We start from the raw sequence: 22059 nt of genomic DNA, 5'->3' as shown, positions 1-22059 counted from the left end.
TTATGTTGCTATACGTCCAGCAGCAAACGTGCAGGATCTTCCAGCATTTCTTTGATGGTCACCAAGAAGCCTACAGACTCACGCCCGTCAATCAGACGGTGGTCATAAGACAATGCCAGGTACATCATTGGAAGGATCTCCACCTGACCATTAACCGCCATTGGCCGATCTTTTATAGCATGCATGCCAAGAATCGCACTCTGTGGTGGGTTAATGATTGGTGTAGACATTAAGGAGCCGAATACACCGCCATTGGTAATGGTAAAGTTACCACCCGTTAGCTCTTCAACGGTCAATTTGCCGTCGCGGCCTTTGATAGCCAGCTCTTTAATGCGTTTTTCGAGATCAGCCATGCTCAACGCATCCGCATCACGCAGTACTGGCGTTACCAGACCACGTGGTGTCGATACCGCAATACTGATATCGAAATAGTTGTGGTAAACCACATCAGTGCCATCAATAGAAGCATTCACTTCTGGATAGCGTTTCAGTGCTTCAACCACGGCTTTCACATAGAAAGACATAAAGCCCAGACGCACACCGTGGCGTTTTTCAAACGCCTCGCCGTACTGCTTACGCATTTCTTGGATTGGCTTCATGTTAACTTCATTAAATGTTGTCAACATCGCGGTGTTGTTTTTCGCTTCCAGCAGACGTTCAGCCACACGCTTACGCAGGCGAGTCATTGGCACACGTTTTTCACTGCGGTGTGGCAACAGAGAACCCTGGGCAGAAGCAGCAGAGGCTTCTGCTGGCTTGCTAGCCACTTTTTCGTTATCAGCCATGTATTTTTCCACGTCTTCACGGATGATGCGTCCACCAACCCCACTGCCTTTAATCGCTTTGGCATCAAGATCATGCTCTGCAATCAAACGGCGGACCGCCGGGCTGAGTGCATCATTGCTCTCTTCGTCTAAACCCGCCGTCTGGCGTTTCGCCAAAGTTGCTTCTGTTTTTTCTTTTATTTCTGCCGGCTTGCCGGTGCTATCGCCCAAGCGGATACGACCAAGAAGCTGACGGGACAGAACGGTGGCATCTTTCTCTTCTAAAATGGCTTCTAAAACACCCGCCTCACTGGCCGGCACTTCCAGCACAACTTTATCTGTTTCGATTTCAACCAGCACTTCATCACGTTCAACACGGTCACCCTGTTTTTTGTGCCAGACTGCCACAGTGGCATCAGCAACAGACTCAGGCAGATCCGGAACCAGAATATCTACGCTACTCATTTTATATCCTTTATTTATTCAACGTTCAGTGCGTCATTAACCAGCTCTTGTTGTTGTTGCTGGTGAACTGACATATATCCAACTGCCGGGGAAGCAGACGCAGGACGACCTGCATAACGTAAAGAAGCCCCGAACGGGATCACTTCACGGAAGTTGTGCTGACTGCAATACCAGGCCCCCTGATTTAATGGCTCTTCCTGGCACCAGACAAAATCATGTACATGAGCATACTGTTCCAGTGTTGACTGAACATCTTGATGAGGGAATGGATATAGTTGTTCAATACGCACGATAGCGACATCAGTTTGTTCATTTTTACGGCGTTGCTCCAACAGGTCGTAATAGACTTTACCTGAGCAGAGTACCACTCGTTTAATACCTTTCGGATCCAGAGCATCAGTTTCACCAATAACCGTCTGGAATTTACCGTTAGCCAACTCATCCAGGCTAGAAACGGCTAATGGATGACGCAACAGTGATTTTGGTGACATAACGATCAACGGACGGCGCATACCGCGCAAAGCCTGACGGCGAAGCATGTGGTAGACCTGAGCCGGCGTTGACGGCACACAAACCTGCATGTTCTGTTCTGCACACAGTTGCAGATAACGCTCCAAACGGGCTGAAGAGTGTTCAGGTCCCTGCCCTTCATAACCATGCGGTAGCAACATTACCAGACCGCACATACGGCCCCATTTCTGTTCACCAGAGCTGATGAATTGGTCAATAACAACCTGTGCACCGTTGGCAAAATCACCAAACTGTGCTTCCCAGATTGTCAGAGCGCGAGGTTCTGTTGTTGCATAGCCATACTCAAACGCCAGTACCGCCTCTTCCGACAGAACAGAATCCCAAACATTGAATGCTCCCTGACCGTTATGAACGTTCGCCAGAGGAACATAAACAGAACCGTTAGCCTGATTATGGATAACCGCATGACGATGGAAGAAAGTACCACGACCGGCATCTTCACCAGACAAACGTACCGGAACCCCTTCATCCACTAAAGTTGCATAGGCCAATGTTTCCGCGGCACCCCAGTCGAACAATTTATCGCCGTTTGCCATCTCTGCACGGTCGTTATAAATTTTCGCTACACGCGAGTGCATTGTCACTTCTTCCGGGACAGAACTGATGCGTCTACCGAGATCCTGCAAACGTTTAACATCAACTTTATGTAGGTATTCTTCATCCCATTCGTGATTAAGATAAGGCTCCCAGGTAAATGAGTGCAGCCCCATTGAACGCCACTCATCAACGACACAATCACCACGGTCAAGGGCATCACGATACAGGTTAACTATCTCGGTCACATCATCGACTGATATCAAGTTCTCAGCCACCAGCTTGTCACCATAGATTTTACGTGGCGTTGGGTGTTTCTTAATTTTCTGATACATCATTGGCTGAGTTGCACTTGGCTCATCAGCTTCGTTGTGACCATGACGGCGGTAGCAAACCAAATCGATCATCACATCACATTTGAAGGTATTACGGAAATCCAGTGCTAGGCGGGTAACAAATGCCACCGCTTCTGGATCGTCTGCATTAACGTGGAAAATCGGTGCCTGTACCATTTTGATAATATCGGTACAGTATTGTGTTGAACGGGCATCTTTTGGGTTAGACGTTGTGAAACCGATCTGGTTATTGATGATGATACGAATTGTACCACCCACTTCATAACCACGAGCTTGAGACATGTTCAGAGTTTCCTGCACCACGCCTTGGCCGGTAACAGCAGCATCACCGTGGATAGTGATTGGCAATACCATATTACTGCGACCTTCATCCAGACGGTCACGGCGGGCACGTACTGAACCAATAACGACAGGGCTAACAATCTCAAGGTGAGATGGGTTAAATGCTAATGCCAAATGAACCTTAGCCCCCTCAGTGGCAAAATCAGACGAGAAACCTTGATGATATTTCACGTCACCGGTACCGAGATGCTCTTTATGCTTACCCGAAAACTCATCAAACAAATCAGCCGGTTTTTTACCTAAGATATTAACCAAGACGTTGAGGCGACCACGGTGAGCCATTCCCAGCACAACTTCTCGTGTGTCATGTTTACCTGCATGGCGGATAAGATCCTTCAACATGGGGATCAGCGCATCACCCCCTTCAAGAGAGAAACGTTTCGCTCCCGGAAACTTCGCTCCCAGATAACGCTCCAAACCTTCGGCTGCCGTCAGTTCCGCCAGAAAACGCCGCTTTTCTTCTACGCTAAACTGAGAGCTGACAGTGACAGACTCCAGACGCTGCTGAATCCAACGTTTTTCTTCCGTATTGGTGATATGCATGTATTCAGCACCAATAGAACCGCAATAAGTGCGTTTCAGTGCTTCATACAAATCAGCCAATTTCATCGTCTCTTTGCCGATCGCAAAAGAACCTACGTTAAATGTTTCTGCAAAATCCGCTTCCGTCAGATTATGGAAAGCCGGATCTAAATCAGGAACACTATCCTGTTTCCATAATCCCAACGGGTCAAGGTTCGCATTTTGATGACCGCGGAAGCGAAATGCGTTGATGAGCTGCAAAACTTTAACTTGTTTTGCATCCATCGCTGGATCGCTGACAGAGGAATGATAACGCGTAGTATCTTTCGCAAGACGGCGGAAGTAATCACGCGTCTGCGAGTGGAGTTGTTCACCGCTGAGTCCCGCATTCGGCAATTGTTGGAAAATCTCTCTCCAACTTGCATCAACGGAGTTTGGATCGGTTATATAGTCTTCATAGATCTGCTCTACGTAAGACTGGTTTGAACCAGCCAGGAAGCTTGAATCCAGCCAGTCCTTCATTGCGCCGTTCTGCATTGTGATCCCTTAAGCTTTAAAAGCTTTAGTTTTCGCCGTGGTTAACTATTACCGCTTAAATACGGTATCGATAAAAGGTTCATTTGGACGTGCTTTATGCATGTTCTCTTTTGGGTTTAGGAACCCTTCAAGGAACCTTTAAAAACCGCCTAACCGTTTTTAAAGGTTCCTCACTTCAAGCTTTTGTCATCATTAGCAGTTGGCAACTCATACTCTTCAATTCTTTGTGCCCTCCACGGAGAAAATCTCGCGGAGGGCAGGACCTATTACGCACTATGCTTTAGCAACATAGACTTAATATGGCCTATAGCTTTTGTTGGATTCAACCCCTTAGGGCACACACTGACACAATTCATGATGCTATGGCAGCGGAAAACACTGAAAGCATCATTCAGCTTATCTAATCGTGAAGCCGTTTCAGTATCACGACTGTCAATCAGGAAGCGATATGCTGCCAGTAAACCCGCAGGCCCGATAAATTTATCAGGATTCCACCAGAATGACGGACAGGAAGTTGAACAACAAGCACACAGAATACACTCGTACAGACCATCGAGTTTTTCCCTCTGTGCAGGTGATTGTAAATGTTCACGTGCCGGCGGGTTTTTACCGTCATTCAGCAAATATGGGCGAATCTTCTCATATTGCGCATAGAATTGCCCCATATCGACCACCAGATCACGAATAACCGGCAAACCGGGCAACGGACGGATAACAATTTTCTTGCTACCACGCCGCAAAGCCGAAACAGGCGTAATACAAGCCAGACCATTTTTACCATTCATGTTGAGGCCGTCGGAACCACAAACACCTTCACGGCAAGAACGACGGAAAGAGAGTGTTGGGTCCTGTTCTTTAAGCTGGATTAACGCATCCAGCAACATCATGTCACGCCCTTCTTCTGCTTCCAGCGTGTAATCCTGCATATGAGGAGCGCTGTCAACATCCGGGTTGTAACGATAAATCGAAAATTCAAGTTTCATAATCTATTCCTCCGCAACTGGATTACCAGCAACTCATTAGTAAGTACGCGCTTTCGGCGGGAATGCTTCACGCAGCTTTGGCTGCATGTTGACATCACGACGAGTCATGGTCTCAGTTTGCGGTAGATAGAGGGTATGACATAACCAGTTCGCATCATCACGGTCCGGATAGTCGAAACGGCTGTGAGCACCACGGCTTTCAGTACGGAAATTAGCAGCAGCAGCCGTAGAAAATGCCGTCTCCATCAGGTTATCAAGCTCCAGACACTCAATTCTCTGAGTATTGAACTCTGAGGAAGTATCATCCAGACGCGCACTCTTCAAGCGTTCACGGATAACTTTAAGTTCCTCCAGCCCTTTCGCCATTGCATCACCTTCACGGAATACCGAGAAGTTGTTCTGCATACACGCTTGCAAATCTTTACGAATTTTAACCGGATCTTCACCCGTACGGGTACTATTCCAACGGTTCAGACGTTGCAAAGATATTTCAATATCCGATTCGCTGGCTTCGCGGCTAGTCCCTTGTTCCATCAACGATTCTTTCAGGTGCAAACCGGCAGAACGGCCAAACACCACTAAGTCCAACAGCGAGTTCCCCCCCAAACGGTTTGCGCCATGAACCGATACACAGGCAATTTCACCGACAGCAAACAGACCCGGAATAACCACATCTTCACCGTTTTCGTTAACCATCAGAGCCTGACCGGTCACTTTAGTTGGGATTCCTCCCATCATATAGTGGCAAGTTGGAATAACCGGGATAGGTTCTTTTACTGGGTCAACGTGGGCGAAAGTACGGGATAACTCAAGAATGCCCGGCAGACGAGATTCCAGCACCTCTTTGCCCAAATGATCCAATTTCAGCTTGGCATGAGGACCCCAAGGACCTTCACAACCACGGCCTTCGCGGATTTCGATCATAATGGAACGTGCCACGACATCACGACCAGCCAGATCTTTAGCATTTGGCGCGTAACGCTCCATAAAGCGCTCGCCATCTTTATTCAGCAAATAACCACCTTCACCACGGCAGCCTTCTGTTACCAGAACACCTGCTCCGGCAATACCGGTTGGGTGGAATTGCCACATTTCCATATCCTGTACAGGTACACCCGCACGCAGCGCCATACCTACACCATCACCGGTGTTAATGTGGGCGTTAGTGGTTGATTGATAAATACGACCGGCACCACCCGTTGCCAGAATCGTTGCCTTCGCTTTGAAATAAACCACTTCACCGGTTTCAATAGAGATCGCAGTACAACCAACAATAGTGCCATCCTGATTTTTAACCAGATCCAACGAATACCATTCAGAAAAAATAGTGGTGTGATTTTTTAAGTTCTGCTGATACAGCGTATGCAACAGGGCATGACCGGTACGGTCTGCCGCCGCAGCGGTACGTGCAGCCTGTTCACCACCAAAGTTTTTTGACTGGCCACCGAATGGACGTTGATAAATACGACCGTCATCCAAACGCGAAAATGGCAACCCCATGTGTTCCAGTTCCAGAATGGCCTCGGGCCCGGTCTTACACATGTACTCAATCGCATCCTGATCACCGATATAGTCGGAGCCTTTCACCGTGTCATACATGTGCCATTCCCAGTTATCGTCATGAGAGTTACCCAACGCAACGGTGATCCCCCCCTGCGCAGATACAGTATGAGAACGGGTTGGGAATACTTTGGAAATCAAAGCACAGGATAATCCCATTTGTGAAATTTGTAGCGCAGCGCGCATGCCAGCGCCACCTGCACCAATAACGACTGCATCAAACTCTCTTACTGGCAGTTTCATCTATACCCCCCACACCACAATTGTTCCGTAAATCAAGTAAGCCATCAGTGCAACGATAATCGCTAATTGCAGCATTAAACGCAGTGCCAGCGGCTTTACATAGTCAGTGAGTACTTGCCACATACCAATCCAGGCGTGAGCCAGAATGGAAAACAGTGTCAGCACAGTGAAGACTTTAGTGATGGATGAGGCGAAGAAACCCCGCCAGACTTCATAAGTGATATCCGGCGTTGTAACGATAAAGCCCAGCATATAAAGAACATATAAAACAATAATCATTGCGGACGCGCGCAATAATAGCCAATCATGGATACCCGTGCGACCCAATGCAGATGCGTTACTTACCATACCAGTACTCCAGCCAGAATCGACAGAATAACAGCAATCCCGATTGCCACTTTGGCAGAGAGACTACCAACCGCTAAGTTTTCTTCCAAGTAGCCGAAATCCATCAGCATGTGGCGGACACCACCACAGATATGGTAAGCCAGTGCAGTCAGAATGCCCCACACAATAAACTTAGCGAAAAATCCCGTCATAATATCGGCGGCTTGCTGAAACCCTTCTTGCGAGGAGAGAGACATTCCTAACAACCAGAGGAGAATTCCTACTGCTACGAAAGTAATGACGCCGGAGACACGGTGCAAGATCGAGACTATTGCAGAGACTGGAAAGTGTATCGTCTGCAAATCAAGGTTGACAGGTCTTTGTTTTTTCACAATTTTGCCCACACAGCTCTTTTATTATTTTCCTTCCTCCGGACCTGGGCGGAAATCAGACAGCGATAAGAGGATACAAAGACACAACATTTAATCAAACGATAGATCCTTCATGATTAAAAAAGTGTTGTGATTTAGTTACGCTGGGTGCTCCTACAGCAGGGTAATCCGGAGACCTGGCGGCAGTATATGTGCTTCACATTATTATTACAATTCCAACACAATATGATTAGCTACATTTCCACTGAACAGTGATTAAGATCACGATTCAAACATATTGCACAAAATTAATTATCTTGTTTGACAAACTTTAAACATTTATCTTACATATATGGTTGAAAACACTTTTGAGATTGATTTTTGGTAAGAGGAAAGACCTCAAGAAAAGCTAAAGTTATGTAACTGTGTAGTCCGCACGAATCATAATCATTTTTGTAGTCAATGCATAAAACATAACTCTCAAAAATTCGCTAACAACCTGAAAACCATTGTCGTCCGGGGTGAGATTTCAGCCTTAAATGTGATATTGGCCTGATTTCAGCTTTTCCCCGGTAGTACAGTGTCAGGGGACACAGTATAAGAACCTATTCCACCAGGCATCATAGGTATAGACCATTCTTGTCAATAAATTGGGAACACAGATTGCACAGCAACCGGAGTATGCGCACAATCTGTAAGAGGCGATTCACCCACAAATCGCTCACCGGCGCTGGCCACACCAAAGTGCATTCAAAAGTGACCGCTTTTGTCAGAGCACTGTCCAAGCCCGTTCTTGATGACAAAGAATAGTCGATAAAATAGCCTGACAAGATAGACTCTATACGGTGTCTTTCTGCCGTGGTTGTTAAGAGTTATAAAAATGAAAGCGCTAAGGAGACTGTAATGGCAGATAACAAAGCAACTCTAGCCCCAGACGGTTCAGTTGCTATTGAATTGGACGTGCTCACACCGACCCTTGGGTCCAAAGTCATCGACGTTCGTACTCTCGGCTCCCAAGGTTTCTATACCTACGATCCTGGTTTTACTTCCACAGCATCTTGCGAATCCAAGATCACTTACATTGATGGTAACGAAGGTGTATTGCTGCACCGTGGTTTCCCTATCGACCAGCTAGCGACAAAATCCACTTATCTGGAAGTCTGCTATATCCTGCTGTATGGTGAAACACCAACACAAGAACAGTTTGATAAATTCAAAAAAACCATTACCCGCCACACCATGATTCACGAACAGATCCATCGCCTGTTCAACGGTTTCCGCCGTGATTCGCATCCTATGGCCGTACTGTGTGGTGTTACTGGCGCTCTGGCTGCTTTCTATCATGATGCTCTGGACGTGAACAATCCACGTCACCGTGACATTACCGCCTACCGCCTGCTGTCAAAAATGCCGACAGTGGCCGCCATGTGCTACAAATACTCTATCGGTCAACCATTCGTTTATCCACGCAATGATCTCTCCTATGCAGGCAACTTCCTAAACATGATGTTCGCTACGCCGTGTGAAGAGTATAAAGTGAACCCAGTACTGGAACGCGCTATGGATCGCATCTTTATCCTACATGCGGACCATGAACAAAATGCATCTACCTCAACAGTACGTACCGCAGGTTCTTCTGGCGCTAACCCATTTGCCTGTATTGCCGCAGGTATCGCTTCTCTTTGGGGCCCCGCTCATGGCGGCGCAAACGAAGCTTGTCTGCGTATGTTGGAAGAAATTCAGTCAGTTGAACATATTCCGGAATTCATTAAACGCGCCAAAGATAAAAATGATGCTTTCCGTCTGATGGGATTTGGTCATCGCGTTTACAAAAACTATGATCCTCGTGCAACCGTCATGCGTGAAACCTGCCATGAAGTGCTAGATGAACTCGGCCTGAATGACAGCCTGCTGGAAGTTGCTATGGAACTTGAACGTATCGCTCTGCACGATCCTTATTTTATTGAGAAAAAACTGTATCCGAACGTGGATTTCTACTCCGGCATTATCCTGAAAGCAATGGGTATTCCATCCACTATGTTCACTGTTATTTTCGCCATTGCCCGTACTATCGGCTGGATCGCTCACTGGAATGAAATGCATGATGGTGGCGTGAAAATCGCTCGCCCACGTCAACTCTATACCGGCTACACAAAACGTGATTTCGATAGCCAGCTTGAAAAATAATAATAAAATCCCATTACGATAGAAGGCAGAGCTCTAACTTAATCGTTAGGGCTTTATTTAATTGGAAAGATTATTCGGTGAGTACGGCTTAAAGCACCGTCAAAATTGATCTCATCACCTTCCTTATGTATGCTCGTTATCCAAGAGTAGGTACAAGCGACTTACTCTCTAAATTATCAAACGTAGCCTCTATTTGCGTGTGTAGCGAGATCACCAAGATCAAAATTCACAGCTCTATGAATCGGATAGAATAACGTTATTGACAAAAAAACGTTAGTTATGAAAAGTCTGTCAAAAGCTTTGAAGCCCGCCGTTGGTGGGCTTCGTTTATTTCCGTCTTAGGAAAACGTGATTAAACCGGGTTTGGAATATCGATAAAAGTGACATCCAGACCATAATGACCAGCCAACCACTCCCCCAACGCCTTAATACCATAACGTTCGGTGGCATGATGACCCGCCGCATAAAAATGCAGCCCCATTTCGCGGGCGATATGAACCGTCTGCTCTGACACTTCACCGGTAATAAAAGCATCAACACCAAATTCCGCCGCCTGTTGAATAAAACTCTGACCACCGCCGGTACACCAAGCAAGCTTGCGAATCTCTGCGGGTGCATTGTCACCGACATACAACGCTTTGCGACCCAGCGCCTGTTCGATACGTGCAGCTAACTCCACCGGTGTTATTGGCTGTTCAAATTCCCCATGCGGCACGAATGGCTCAACCAACCCGACCACTTTCGCATTAATCAGACGGGCCAATTGCACGTTATTTCCCAATGATGGATGGGCATCAAGGGGCAGATGATAACCATATAAATTGATATCATTACAGAGCAGCGTTTTCAGGCGATTACGTTTCATACCACGAATCACTGCCGGCTCATTTTTCCAGAAATAGCCATGATGGACGATAACAGCATCAGCCTGAAGGCGAACCGCTTCATCCAATAAAGCCTGACAAGCGGTCACACCAGTAACAATTCGCTGAATATGAGCACGCCCCTCAACTTGTAAACCATTGGGGGCATAATCCTGAAAATCACCAACATTCAGCTCTTGGTTAATGACATTTTCCAGCTCAATATTACGCATCATATTTGTCCTGTGTATTGATTGTATGACAATAATATACCGTTACCTGCCGCCAATTGTCAGTTGTCAGCTACTTTTGATTGCCAAAACCTGCTCTGACTGTTTTAACCATACGGGCTTATCGCTGGTTTTTACCCATACACGATACAAATAACTGTAAAAACGGGCGCGATCACGACGAAACAACATAACCGGAAACGCCAGGATACCGAAAGTGACAGCGCCAATACGGCGTAAAAGAACTTGATACCAAGGATACTCACGATATGAAGACATATTAGTCCTCCTTAAAATGATCCCACTTTTCCGCAGGATCTTAAAAATAATCAATCTGTAAATTGTTTAAAATTTTATCGCAAAAAATGAAAATTTACCACTTATCAGACCACTTTTAAGCCGTTATTGTCGCTATATTTTCTATTTTATGTAATTTTATTACATAAAATATGATAAAAATGTAATATTACAAACATTTTATTAACAGTTGGTAAAAATGGGATCAACGATAATCAGAGTCAATTTTTTCATGATCCTTGATCCTATTCCTATAATCATCGATTTCACTTTGCTTTAGGAAAAGAACTAGACTCAATAGATAATTCTTATTGAAAAAAATAAAGAAATTAACGAAATAGCCATGTGAAAATATCCTTTTGATTCTGGCAATAGAACAAGGATTGCCAATATGAAAATTTTCATTGATAATTATTATATGAGCACGGAAAAATGATGCCATCCTTTGCACCATGCTGTTTTTCCAGAATACTTGTGAATTAACTATAATAGGAGGAAAGATGAAAGCATTAACTGTTATATTATTGATATTAATAACAAATATTTCAGGCTGCGTCTCCAAAAAACACGCTTTTTCTATTGACTATAAAACAAATGGTGAAACTTTTCATTTGACTCCATTATGTATAGAGGAAATTTTCCCGGAAAAAGGAGATAATTACTATTCCATTTTCATCAAAGTAAAAAATAACTCTGATTGTAGCAAACCATTTAATCTTTTTATAAAGCAAAACGTAGGAAAAAAACTATCTGTTTTCTTTAATAATAAACCAATATTGAAAAACACCAATATAGTTACGCCAATACATGTCGAAAATGGTTTCTATCAGGCAATAGATTCGAATATAACATTTGAAGAAATAGTCAACGCTTTAAGTTGATGAAAAGCTATGGCTTTTTGTTAAATCCTAATCATAAGCTTGTATAATTACCTGTTTTTGCCATATTTGATTTATCAACTAAAACAAGTGAAATGATGGACCAAAAACAGTTACAGGCTTTGGCTAAAAGCCTTAAAACCCCCTAATGACTTTGGCTTCCTTTTATTGTCATTTTTATACTTTTTTTACACATCCCCTCACTCTTTTATCAGCTTCTTTGCATCTCCTTCCCTAATCTTTACCCAATGGATTTCAAGATGGATCGCGACGGCAAGGGAGCGAATCCCCGGGAGCATAGATAACTATGTGACTGGGGTGAGTGAGTGCAGCCAACAAAGAGGCAACTTGAAAGATAACGGGTATTTATTCATCCAAGTTTTCAGGAGATTAAGCAGTGAGCATATTCTTCATTTCCGGCACGTTATTAGTAGCCCTGTTATTGGCTTATCTGATTTATGCGCTACTTCATGCGGAGGATTTTTAAATGGCAGCATCCGCTTTTTTATTGATCACCAGTTTTTTACTGATTCTACTGATGCTGGCAAAACCACTTGGAAACGTTATCGCCAACCTGATCGACGGTGATATTCCACGCTGGCTAACAAAAATAGAGTCTGGCCTTTGGCGTTGCTGTGGCTTACAGAAACCTGGCGGCACAGTCAAAGAAATGAACTGGTGGCAATATGCATTAGCTATCACTATTTTTAATCTAACCGGACTATTACTGCTATTCACGCTTTTAGTCACACAACACGCCCTCCCCCTTAATCCTGAACATTTCCCCGGGCTCAAATGGGACCTGGCGCTGAATACAGCCATCAGCTTTATCACCAATACCGATTGGCAGGCATACAGTGGAGAAAACACACTAAGTTACTTTAGCCAAATGACAGGTCTAACCGTGCAGAACTTTCTTTCTGCCGCGACCGGTATTGCGGTGGCATTTGCGTTGATACGCACATTTTCCCGTCACGGTGTCAACACCGCAGGAAACGCTTGGGTTGATATCACACGTATCACACTTTATCTGCTATTACCGCTGTCTATGGTTATCGCTCTAGTTTTTGTCAGTCAGGGCGTGATTCAGAATTTCGAGCCGTATCAATTAGCTCATACCATTGAAGGCCAACCGCAATTGATCCCGATGGGCCCGGTCGCTTCACAGGAAGCCATCAAGTTATTGGGAACCAATGGTGGTGGATTCTTTGGGGCTAACTCATCACACCCCTTTGAAAATCCAACTACTATCAGCAACTTCATTCAAATATTGTCTATCTTCTTGATCCCTTGTGCACTCTGTTTTGCCTTTGGGCAAGTGGTTGGTGATAACCGTCAAGGGCACACTCTATTGTGGGCAATGAGCATCATCTTCGTCATTGCCACCGTAGGCGTCATGTATGCCGAACTGAAAGGGAATCTCCATTTCAGTCTGTTAGGTGCCAACAGTAATATCAATATGGAAGGTAAAGAGAATCGCTTTGGCATCCTCGCAACCTCCATTTATGCCGTCGTAACCACCGCCGCTTCCTGTGGCGCAGTCAATGCCATGCATGATTCTTTCACTGCGCTTGGCGGCATGATCCCAATGTGGTTGATACAAATTGGCGAAGTCGTGTTTGGCGGTGTGGGTTCTGGTTTATATGGTATGTTACTGTTCGTTCTGCTAACCGTTTTTATCGCCGGTTTAATGATAGGCCGTGCGCCTGAATATCTCGGTAAGAAAATCGAAGTATTCGAGATGAAAATGGTGGCACTGGCGATTCTGGTTACCCCGACACTGGCTCTTTTAGGAACGGCACTTACCATATCCACTGCCAGTGGACGCGCCGGTATTCTGAACCCCGGCGCTCACGGTTTCAGTGAAGTGCTCTATGCCCTCTCCTCCACTGCCAACAATAATGGCAGTGCTTTCGCCGGCCTCAATACCAACAACATGTTCTACAACTTGTTGCTAGCCATCATCCTATTTTTGGGTCGCTTTGGCATGATCCTGCCAGTACTTGCTATTGCCGGCTCGTTGGCCGTAAAAAAACGCCAGCCTGCCAGCAACGGTACACTGCCCACCTATGGCCCACTGTTTATCAGTCTATTAATTTTAACCATCATGCTAATCGGTGCGTTGACTTTTATTCCGGCTCTTATCCTTGGCCCGGTCATTGAACATTTACAAATCTGGCTAATGGCTCGGTAAGCGCCAAAGAGAGGAATACCATGACCAACAAGCAACAGACATTATTCGAACCCGTTTTGATTCGTAATGCCCTGATGGATTCAGTCAAAAAATGTCATCCTGCTGCACAATGGCGCAACCCAGTGATGTTTGTCGTCTATCTAGGCAGTGGATTAACCACCATTTTATGGATTGCCATGTTAGCGGGTCAATTTAAGGGAAATGCTTTGTTCACCGGTAGCATCGCCTTATGGCTATGGTTTACCGTGCTATTCGCTAACTTTGCCGAAGCGCTGGCAGAAGGCAGAAGCAAAGCTCAGGCGGCCAGCCTTAAAGGGGTAAGAAAAACCAGTTGGGCAACTAAACTACACTCAGCCAATCGTAATGGTTCCAGAGAGAAAGTCCCTTCTGACAGCCTACGCAAAGGGGATATCGTCATTATTGAAGCCGGTGAAACCATCCCTTGCGATGGTGAAGTTATCGAAGGTGGCGCTTCTGTTGACGAAAGTGCCATCACCGGAGAATCTGCCCCCGTTATTCGCGAATCTGGCGGTGATTTTTCCTCTGTGACCGGCGGCACCCATGTACTATCTGACTGGCTGGTGGTCGAATGTTCAGTTAATCCCGGTGAAACGTTTCTTGACCGCATGATTTCAATGGTGGAAGGGGCTAAACGTCGTAAAACCCCAAACGAGATCGCACTGACTATCCTGTTGACAGCGCTGACAATTATTTTTCTATTGGTGTGTGTCACTCTGCTGCCATTTTCAATATTCAGCGTGGAGATTAACCATTCTGGCCAACCTATCACTGTCACGGTATTGATAGCGTTATTAGTCTGTCTTATTCCTACCACTATTGGCGGTTTACTTTCTGCCATTGGTGTCGCAGGCATGAGCCGCATGCTAAGTGCGAATGTTATTGCCACCAGCGGACGCGCCGTTGAAGCCGCGGGTGATGTGGATGTGCTGCTACTGGATAAAACCGGCACCATCACTTTGGGAAATCGCCAAGCCTCTCAGTTTCTGCCCGTGCCTGGCATAACAGAACAGCGGCTGGCAGATGCCGCCCAACTCTCTTCTTTAGCCGATGAAACACCAGAAGGCCGCAGCATTGTCATTCTGGCAAAACAGCGATTCAATCTGCGTGAACGTGATCTGCGCTCACTGAACGCAACTTTTGTGCCTTTCTCTGCCATGACTCGAATGAGTGGTGTTAATGTGGAAAACCTCATGATCCGCAAAGGCGCTGTCGATGCAATCCGCCGCCATATTGAAGCCAATCACGGAAAATTCCCTGAAGCCGTGGAAATTTTGGTACAGACCGTGGCGCGGAAAGGCGGTACTCCGCTGGTTGTCGCAGAAAATCAACAGGTACTGGGCGTTGTCGCGCTAAAAGATATCGTCAAAGGCGGCATTAAAGAGCGATTCAGTGAAATGCGCCGTATGGGAATCAAAACCGTTATGATTACCGGCGATAATCGTCTGACCGCGGCTGCGATTGCCGCAGAAGCTGGAGTTGATGACTTTCTGGCGGAAGCTACCCCCGAAGCCAAACTAGCCCTGATCCGCCAATATCAATCCGAAGGCCGTCTGGTTGCCATGACAGGTGATGGCACTAATGATGCCCCTGCTCTTGCTCAAGCCGATGTTGCCGTTGCTATGAATTCAGGCACTCAAGCAGCCAAAGAAGCCGGCAATATGGTGGATCTGGATTCCAACCCAACCAAACTGATTGAAGTTGTCCATATTGGTAAACAGATGTTGATGACACGCGGCTCTCTGACCACATTCAGTATCGCCAATGATATCGCAAAATATTTTGCCATTATCCCCGCGGCATTTGCCGTCACTTACCCACAATTAAATATCTTGAATATCATGCACCTGCACTCGCCTACTTCGGCGGTTTTATCGACCGTTATCTTTAATGCACTGATTATTGTTTTCTTGATCCCGCTAGCGCTAAAAGGCGTGAGCTACCGCCCAATGAATGCATCAGCGCTTTTACGCCGCAACCTGTGGATTTATGGTCTCGGTGGTCTGATAGCGCCTTTCATCGGCATCAAACTGATAGATCTGTTGCTGACTTTGCTGATACTTAAATAAAGGTGATGAAAATGATTTGGTTACGTTCTTCTGTTGTGTTGTTGATATTTCTGACACTGATTACCGGCGTAGCTTATCCATTGCTGGCAACAGGTTTGTCAGAACTGATGTTTCCTTATCAAGCCCAAGGTTCTATGGTTAAACAAGATGGTCAAACCGTTGGCTCTGAGCTGATTGGTCAACCCTTTACTAAAGCGATCTATTTTCAGGGTCGCCCTTCTGCTACCGTAGATTATCCCTATAACACCCTGTCCTCTGGCGGCAGTAATTTAGCGACTACCAACCCGATATTGGATGATGAAATCAAACGCAGAGTTGAACAACTGCGTCAATTTAATCGTCAACCTGATATACCTGTGCCGGTTGATCTGGTCACCGCATCCGCAAGCGGTCTTGATCCTCACATTTCACCCGCCGCCGCTGACTTTCAAGCACAGAGAGTCGCTGATGCACGCCATTTACCGATTAAAGTGATAAAACAATTAATCAGGGATAATATTGAGCCACCCCCATCGGAATTCCTCGGTGAGCCCGTAATTAATGTGTTAAAACTTAATCTTGCCCTTGATAATTTACCAGAGAAAAAACAGTAAGGCTGAATATGGATCAACACGAACCACAGCGCCCTGACCCTGATGAATTACTAACACTGGTTAATGAGAAACAGCGCGGTAAATTAAAGATATTTTTCGGTGCCTGCGCTGGCGTCGGAAAAACCTATGCCATGTTGCAGGAAGCGCAAAGATTGCGTGCTCAAGGACTGGATGTGGTTATCGGCGTGGTAGAAACCCATGAGCGGCAAGGAACTGCCGCTTTACTTGATGGTCTGCCACAACTGCCACTGAAGCAGATCTACTACCGACGGCGCAAAATCAGCGTCTTTGATCTTGATGCTGCCATTGCCCGCCACCCGGCCATCATTTTGATGGATGAGTTGGCATTCAGTAATCCTCACACCAACCGTCATCCCAAACGCTGGCAAGACGTTGAAGAACTGCTTGAAGCTGGCATAGATGTACTGACTACCATCAACGTTCAGCATCTGGAAAGCCTCAATGATGTTGTGGGGGATATTACCGGTATCCGGGTCAGGGAAACCATTCCTGATCATATCTTTGATCAAGCGAATGAAATTGTCTTAGTTGATCTGCCCCCGGATGATCTGCGCCAGCGGCTCAATGAAGGTAAAGTCTATATTCCTAGCCAGGCAGAACGTGCTATTGAACATTTTTTTCGCAAAGGTAATTTGATTGCATTGCGGGAACTGGCTTTGCGCCGGACGGCTGATCGGGTTGATGATCAAATGCGTGCTTTCCGCGACACACAAGGGCATGAACCGGTCTGGCATACCCGTGATAATCTTCTACTATGCATTGGTAACAGCTCAGGTAATGAAAAGCTCATCCGCACTGCCGCTCGCCTTGCGGCCCGATTAGGCTGTATCTGGCATGCAATCTACGTTGAAACCCCAAAACTGTACCAACTACCCGAAGGTAAACGGCGCTCTATCTTAAAAGCGCTCAGATTAGCGCATGAATTGGGGGCTGAAACCGCGACGCTTTCTGATCCAAACAAAGAAAAAGCGGTATTACGTTATGCCAGAGAACATAACCTCGGCAAGATTCTGATAGGCCGCCGCTGTACATCCAAACAGAAACTGTTTGGCTGGCAATGGCGTTCAGGTTTTGCTGACCGACTAGGGAAACTAGGGCCAGATTTGGATCTGGTGATTGTCGCATTAGAAGAACGCAGCCACTGGGATAAAGAACAAGACAACCGCTCTGTGAGTGAAAAATGGCGAGTACAGATTCAGGGCTGCCTGATCGCGATTGCGCTCTGTACACTTATCACCTTGTTCTCCCGAACGTTTTTACTGACCCTTGATAAAGCCAATCTTGTCACGCTTTACCTGCTTGGCGTCGTCGTCATTGCGCTATTTTACGGACGCCGACCATCAATCTTTGCTGCTTTTATTAATGTCATTAGTTTCGATATCTTCTTTGTACAGCCTCATTGGTCTCTTGCTGTTACCGATATGCAGTACCTGCTGACTTTTAGTGTCATGCTGATAGTGGGCGTCGTCGTCGGAAACTTAACAGCAGGAATGAGATATCAGGCGCGAATTGCCCGTTACCGCGAACAACGAACCCGCAATCTCTATGAAATGACCCGTGAACTGAGCCGAGCGCTGAATGAAGAAGATATTGCCCGCACCAGCTACCACTTTCTTACCAATAGTTTTCAAGCTAAAACTGGCCTCTTTTTACCCAACGACGATGGCAATTTATATCAACTGACGACCAATAATGGCGGTCATATGCTGATTGACGATGCCATTGCAAAATGGAGTTTTGATAAAAATCTGCCGGCCGGAGCGGGAACCGATACGCTACCTAGCGTACCTTACCAACTACAGCCTATCGCCACACCTTCTCAGATACTGGCGGTATTGGCTATTGAGCCCTCCTACTTGCGCCAGTTACTGATCCCTGAACAACAGCGATTACTGCAAACATTTACCGGCCTGATCGCCAATGCGCTGGAAAGATTACAACTCTCGCGCCGGGCAGAATCCGCCAAATTGGATACAGAAAGGGAACAGTTACGTAACTCACTTCTGGCGGCCCTGTCTCACGACTTACGTACACCGCTAACCGTCCTGTTCGGGCAAGCGGAAATCCTGATGCTGGATTTATCTGCCGAAGGTTCTCCACACACCAAACAGGTGAATCAGATTCGTCAACAAATTCTCAGCACTTCCCGTCTGGTTAATAACTTACTGGACATGGCGCGTATCCAATCGGGAGGCATTCAGCTCAATCTGGAATGGCAATCGCTGGAAGAGATCGTCGGCAGTACCTTGCGTTCGCTGGAATATGCACTCAACCGTCATCCCGTCGCGGTTTCCCTGCCATCTGATTTACTGTTGCATTGTGATGCCAGTTTACTGGAGCGGGTATTTATCAACCTGTTGGAAAACGCAATTAAATATACCGATGAGCAAATACCATTAGGTATTAAAGCAACAACAGAAAAAAATCAAATTCATATTGAAGTTTGGGATGCGGGTAAAGGCATTCCGCCGGAACAAGAACAGTTAATTTTCGATAAATTCTCCCGCGCTCGTAAAGAATCTGCTATTCCCGGCGTGGGCCTTGGATTGGCAATTTGCCGGGCAATTATTGAAATTCACCAAGGAAAGATTTGGGCGAGCAATAACGAAAAAGGTGGAGCAAGTTTTCACTTTGTTCTACCGTTAGAGAAACCGCCAGAAATTATTACTGAGGAGATGTGATTATTACCAACAATAACACCATTTTGATTATTGAAGATGAAAAAGAGATCCGACGCTTTGTCCGGCTAGCGTTGGAAGGTGAAGGCTATCGCGTATTTGACAGTGATACGCTGAAATGGGGCCTGATTGAAGCGGGAACCCGTAAGCCTGACTTAATTATTCTTGATTTGGGATTGCCGGATGGTGACGGTATTAATTTGATCCGTGATCTACGCCAATGGAGCGCAATTCCCGTTATTGTTCTCTCTGCCCGTGATAAAGAAGCGGATAAAGTTGCGGCCTTGGATGTCGGCGCTGATGACTACCTGAGTAAACCCTTTGGCATCAGTGAGCTATTAGCAAGAGTCCGGGTTGCCTTACGCCGCTTTGCCAGAACTAATAAAGAAGAATCGATCGTTCATTTTTCTGATGTAGTTGTCGATCTGGTTAACCGCCGAATCACTAAAAACGATGAAGAACTGCATCTCACCCCGATTGAATTCCGGTTACTCGGTGAATTATTAGCGAATAGCGGTAAAGTACTCACCCAACGCCAATTACTCAACCAAGTTTGGGGCCCTAATTATGTTGAACACAACCATTATTTACGGATTTATATGGGGCATTTACGACAAAAATTAGAAACCGACCCAACCAGACCAAAACATTTATTGACTGAAACCGGCATTGGTTATCGGTTTATGCCTTAACTTGCCCCCGCCGCTAAGTCACAAGATTCTAGTTGCAGCAACTTGAGTTTGAAATATCGCAAACCTGCATTTATGTATTGCGTTTTTCGGTGCATATTAGCTGCTATTTACTGGTGTTCAAACTCACAATAACGACAACATTTGAACAAATATATAGATCGCGAGGTGGGAATATTTTAAATTAATAAAGGGGAAATAAATTCCCCCAAAGATAACGCTGTTTTCAGCGATTTCCAAATGGCTAAAACTCACCTATTCATATTTTTCATTTCCACCCAGCGCTATAGATAAGATAATGAACATATTTATCCTCAGTAGTGTTAACTCTCTCACCTCTTTCATCTAAGACATCGTTATATCCATAAGGAAGTATCATGCTGGAACCACAACTGCTGCATAACAATTGAATGTCCTTTATCGCCTTCTCGGCGGAATATTTCGCTGGTAAATAACACAAATATAAATATTGATTGGGTGAGATATAAATATCTTGAGGGATTTTAACCCAATCTCCCTCCGGACTTTTATCTCTTACAGTGATGAACTTTAATTCAGTGATACAATCCTTATTATCGATATTGGGATCATATTTTGCTTTATGCATAAAAAGACAAATATTACCCTTACTATTCAGATTTTCGTCTTTAGTGGATTTTAATCCAATATACCCTTCAGGAGGGGTGTTAGTATTATTGATTCCAATAATAATCTCATCAATATAATCCGCATGCACACGTCGTTTAGCAGACTCCGCCGGAGCCCAAACAGTTTCAAAATGCTTTTTAAGCTTGGCCTTTTGTGTTCTGTCTGAACACAGTTCCCAAATCCCCGTCAAGGGGTTGGAATCTGCAAAGTTAACTAATTCAGGGGCATTGGGCACACTGGCTTTCCAGTCTTCAAAGGCTTTTTTCGCTGCTGCTATTTCTTCTGCGGAAGGTTGATCTGCGCTTGTAGCGCCACCAAAAGGATCAAATCGAGATAAGTCACCGCCAATGGCGTGGGTTTTTATATTGGATGCTGAACGAAATTTCTTTATATCCTCCATAAATGAATTTCCTGTACGAGCAGAGAGACCGATAAATCCCGCAAATGAGGCTGCGGCAACCACATCAAAAGAGTTTGTTAGATTCGACGTATATTTGTTCGTAGATGATGAATATTGCGCACAGCCGCCCATGACCACACCACTCAGAAAGTGAGAACCCCAAGTATTAAATAGGTCATTCATATCCTCCTCAGTATCCGCCTTATCAAGGGCTGTTTTAACACTCTCTTTAAGAAACTCTTTTAGTGCTTCTGCTGAACTTTTAAGTATATAGAGATCATAAGTATACTGAATGCGGGAAAACGCATTTTCAAAATCCGTCAGACTATCCGTATCAAAATCGACTTTCAGTGAGGCACTAAAGAATAAATAGTTACCTTTAATGCGGCTTTTACTGGAAATATTGCTTTGATATGACTCAATAGATTCGCCTGATGCATTGGTATATTTTAAATCCCCGACACTATAACAATCGACATAATAGGGGACTTTTAGGGTTTTGCCGAGAATAGTGACCTTCTTGAAGTTATCTTCACTGGCATTGATTTTCCGCTCATCGAAAAGCGAATTCATACAACTTCCCACATTGCAATACTTACCAAAAACATCATAACTTGTGCCGATCATTTCAGCACCAGCTATAACAGTATCATCGAATAGGGACAATTTTCGAAAATAATTTCGGTCACGTATTTCGACATCTCTTTCGCTGTTTTCCTGTTCTAGTGATTTTCCTGTTTTATCGTTAGACATAATGGA

The 22059-nt window shown here is 45.3% G+C and carries 17 protein-coding genes; 8 read left to right on the top strand and 9 right to left on the bottom strand.

The genetic code is table 11. The annotated features are described in order from the left end of the window. Nucleotides 1-8: 8 nt before the first annotated feature. From odhB to sdhC, 6 genes are all read right to left on the bottom strand, one after another. Complete coding sequence (gene odhB, locus AACQ38_RS08165) at nucleotides 9-1229, bottom strand: 2-oxoglutarate dehydrogenase complex dihydrolipoyllysine-residue succinyltransferase (RefSeq protein ID WP_165577871.1); 1221 nt, start codon at nucleotides 1227-1229, stop codon at nucleotides 9-11. A gap of 14 nt (nucleotides 1230-1243) precedes the next feature. Continuing rightward, nucleotides 1244-4051, bottom strand: coding sequence for a 2-oxoglutarate dehydrogenase E1 component (gene sucA / locus AACQ38_RS08160; RefSeq protein WP_165577870.1), 2808 nt, complete (start codon nucleotides 4049-4051; stop codon nucleotides 1244-1246). 266 nt (nucleotides 4052-4317) lie between these two features. Further along, a complete protein-coding gene (locus AACQ38_RS08155; protein ID WP_011145734.1) occupies nucleotides 4318-5034 on the bottom strand; it encodes a succinate dehydrogenase iron-sulfur subunit in 717 nt (238 codons plus the stop codon). Between the two features lie 36 nt (nucleotides 5035-5070). Further along, entirely contained in the window at nucleotides 5071-6837 is a 1767-nt protein-coding gene (gene sdhA, locus AACQ38_RS08150; protein ID WP_011145733.1) for a succinate dehydrogenase flavoprotein subunit, read from the bottom strand. Beyond that, complete coding sequence (sdhD, locus tag AACQ38_RS08145; protein ID WP_011145732.1) at nucleotides 6838-7185, bottom strand: succinate dehydrogenase membrane anchor subunit; 348 nt, start codon at nucleotides 7183-7185, stop codon at nucleotides 6838-6840. Continuing rightward, nucleotides 7179-7568 carry a succinate dehydrogenase cytochrome b556 subunit gene (gene sdhC, locus AACQ38_RS08140; RefSeq protein ID WP_058589169.1) on the bottom strand — a complete coding sequence of 130 codons (390 nt, stop codon included), beginning with the start codon at nucleotides 7566-7568 and terminating at the stop codon, nucleotides 7179-7181. Before sdhC ends, sdhD begins: the two co-directional genes overlap by 7 nt. 870 nt (nucleotides 7569-8438) lie before the next feature. Here sdhC and AACQ38_RS08135 point away from each other — a divergent pair. Continuing rightward, a complete protein-coding gene (locus tag AACQ38_RS08135) occupies nucleotides 8439-9722 on the top strand; it encodes a citrate synthase (RefSeq protein WP_011145730.1) in 1284 nt (427 codons plus the stop codon). A 352-nt stretch (nucleotides 9723-10074) separates the two neighbouring features. On the opposite strand, the gene AACQ38_RS08130 is transcribed toward AACQ38_RS08135, so the two are convergent. Both AACQ38_RS08130 and AACQ38_RS08125 read right to left on the bottom strand, forming a co-directional pair. Next, entirely contained in the window at nucleotides 10075-10818 is a 744-nt protein-coding gene (locus AACQ38_RS08130) for a type 2 GTP cyclohydrolase I (RefSeq protein ID WP_011145729.1), read from the bottom strand. A 66-nt stretch (nucleotides 10819-10884) separates the two neighbouring features. Further along, on the bottom strand, nucleotides 10885-11094 hold the full coding sequence (locus AACQ38_RS08125; protein WP_011145728.1) for a YbfA family protein: 210 nt from the start codon (nucleotides 11092-11094) through the stop codon (nucleotides 10885-10887). 518 nt (nucleotides 11095-11612) lie between these two features. On the opposite strand from AACQ38_RS08125, the gene AACQ38_RS08120 reads away from it, so the two are divergent. From AACQ38_RS08120 to kdpE, 7 genes are all read left to right on the top strand, one after another. After that, the gene (locus AACQ38_RS08120; RefSeq protein WP_165577869.1) at nucleotides 11613-11993 is read left to right on the top strand and encodes a hypothetical protein; all 381 of its coding nucleotides are present in this window, start codon (nucleotides 11613-11615) and stop codon (nucleotides 11991-11993) included. Nucleotides 11994-12158: 165 nt separating this feature from the next. Continuing rightward, nucleotides 12159-12578: a hypothetical protein gene (locus AACQ38_RS08115; RefSeq protein WP_242685538.1), complete on the top strand. Its 420-nt coding sequence runs from the start codon at nucleotides 12159-12161 to the stop codon at nucleotides 12576-12578. Beyond that, entirely contained in the window at nucleotides 12478-14184 is a 1707-nt protein-coding gene (gene kdpA / locus AACQ38_RS08110; protein ID WP_165577868.1) for a potassium-transporting ATPase subunit KdpA, read from the top strand. The genes AACQ38_RS08115 and kdpA overlap by 101 nt, the downstream gene beginning before the upstream one ends. 20 nt (nucleotides 14185-14204) lie before the next feature. After that, nucleotides 14205-16271, top strand: a complete 2067-nt coding sequence (gene kdpB / locus AACQ38_RS08105; RefSeq protein WP_165577867.1) for a potassium-transporting ATPase subunit KdpB — start codon at nucleotides 14205-14207, stop codon at nucleotides 16269-16271. An 11-nt stretch (nucleotides 16272-16282) separates the two neighbouring features. Further along, nucleotides 16283-16864, top strand: a complete 582-nt coding sequence (gene kdpC, locus AACQ38_RS08100; protein WP_165577866.1) for a potassium-transporting ATPase subunit KdpC — start codon at nucleotides 16283-16285, stop codon at nucleotides 16862-16864. Nucleotides 16865-16872: 8 nt separating this feature from the next. After that, on the top strand, nucleotides 16873-19566 hold the full coding sequence (gene kdpD / locus AACQ38_RS08095; RefSeq protein ID WP_165577865.1) for a two-component system sensor histidine kinase KdpD: 2694 nt from the start codon (nucleotides 16873-16875) through the stop codon (nucleotides 19564-19566). Further along, entirely contained in the window at nucleotides 19563-20255 is a 693-nt protein-coding gene (gene kdpE / locus AACQ38_RS08090; protein ID WP_191214880.1) for a two-component system response regulator KdpE, read from the top strand. Before kdpD ends, kdpE begins: the two co-directional genes overlap by 4 nt. Before the next feature lie 265 nt (nucleotides 20256-20520). Here the strand turns inward: kdpE and AACQ38_RS08085 are convergent, their stop codons facing one another. After that, nucleotides 20521-22053, bottom strand: a complete 1533-nt coding sequence (locus AACQ38_RS08085; RefSeq protein WP_165577864.1) for an MAC/perforin domain-containing protein — start codon at nucleotides 22051-22053, stop codon at nucleotides 20521-20523. Nucleotides 22054-22059 lie beyond the last annotated feature (6 nt).

Source organism: Photorhabdus sp. RW14-46 (assembly GCF_963887965.1).
Classification (GTDB): domain Bacteria; phylum Pseudomonadota; class Gammaproteobacteria; order Enterobacterales; family Enterobacteriaceae; genus Photorhabdus; species Photorhabdus laumondii.
This window is presented reverse-complemented; position numbering and strand designations above follow the sequence as displayed.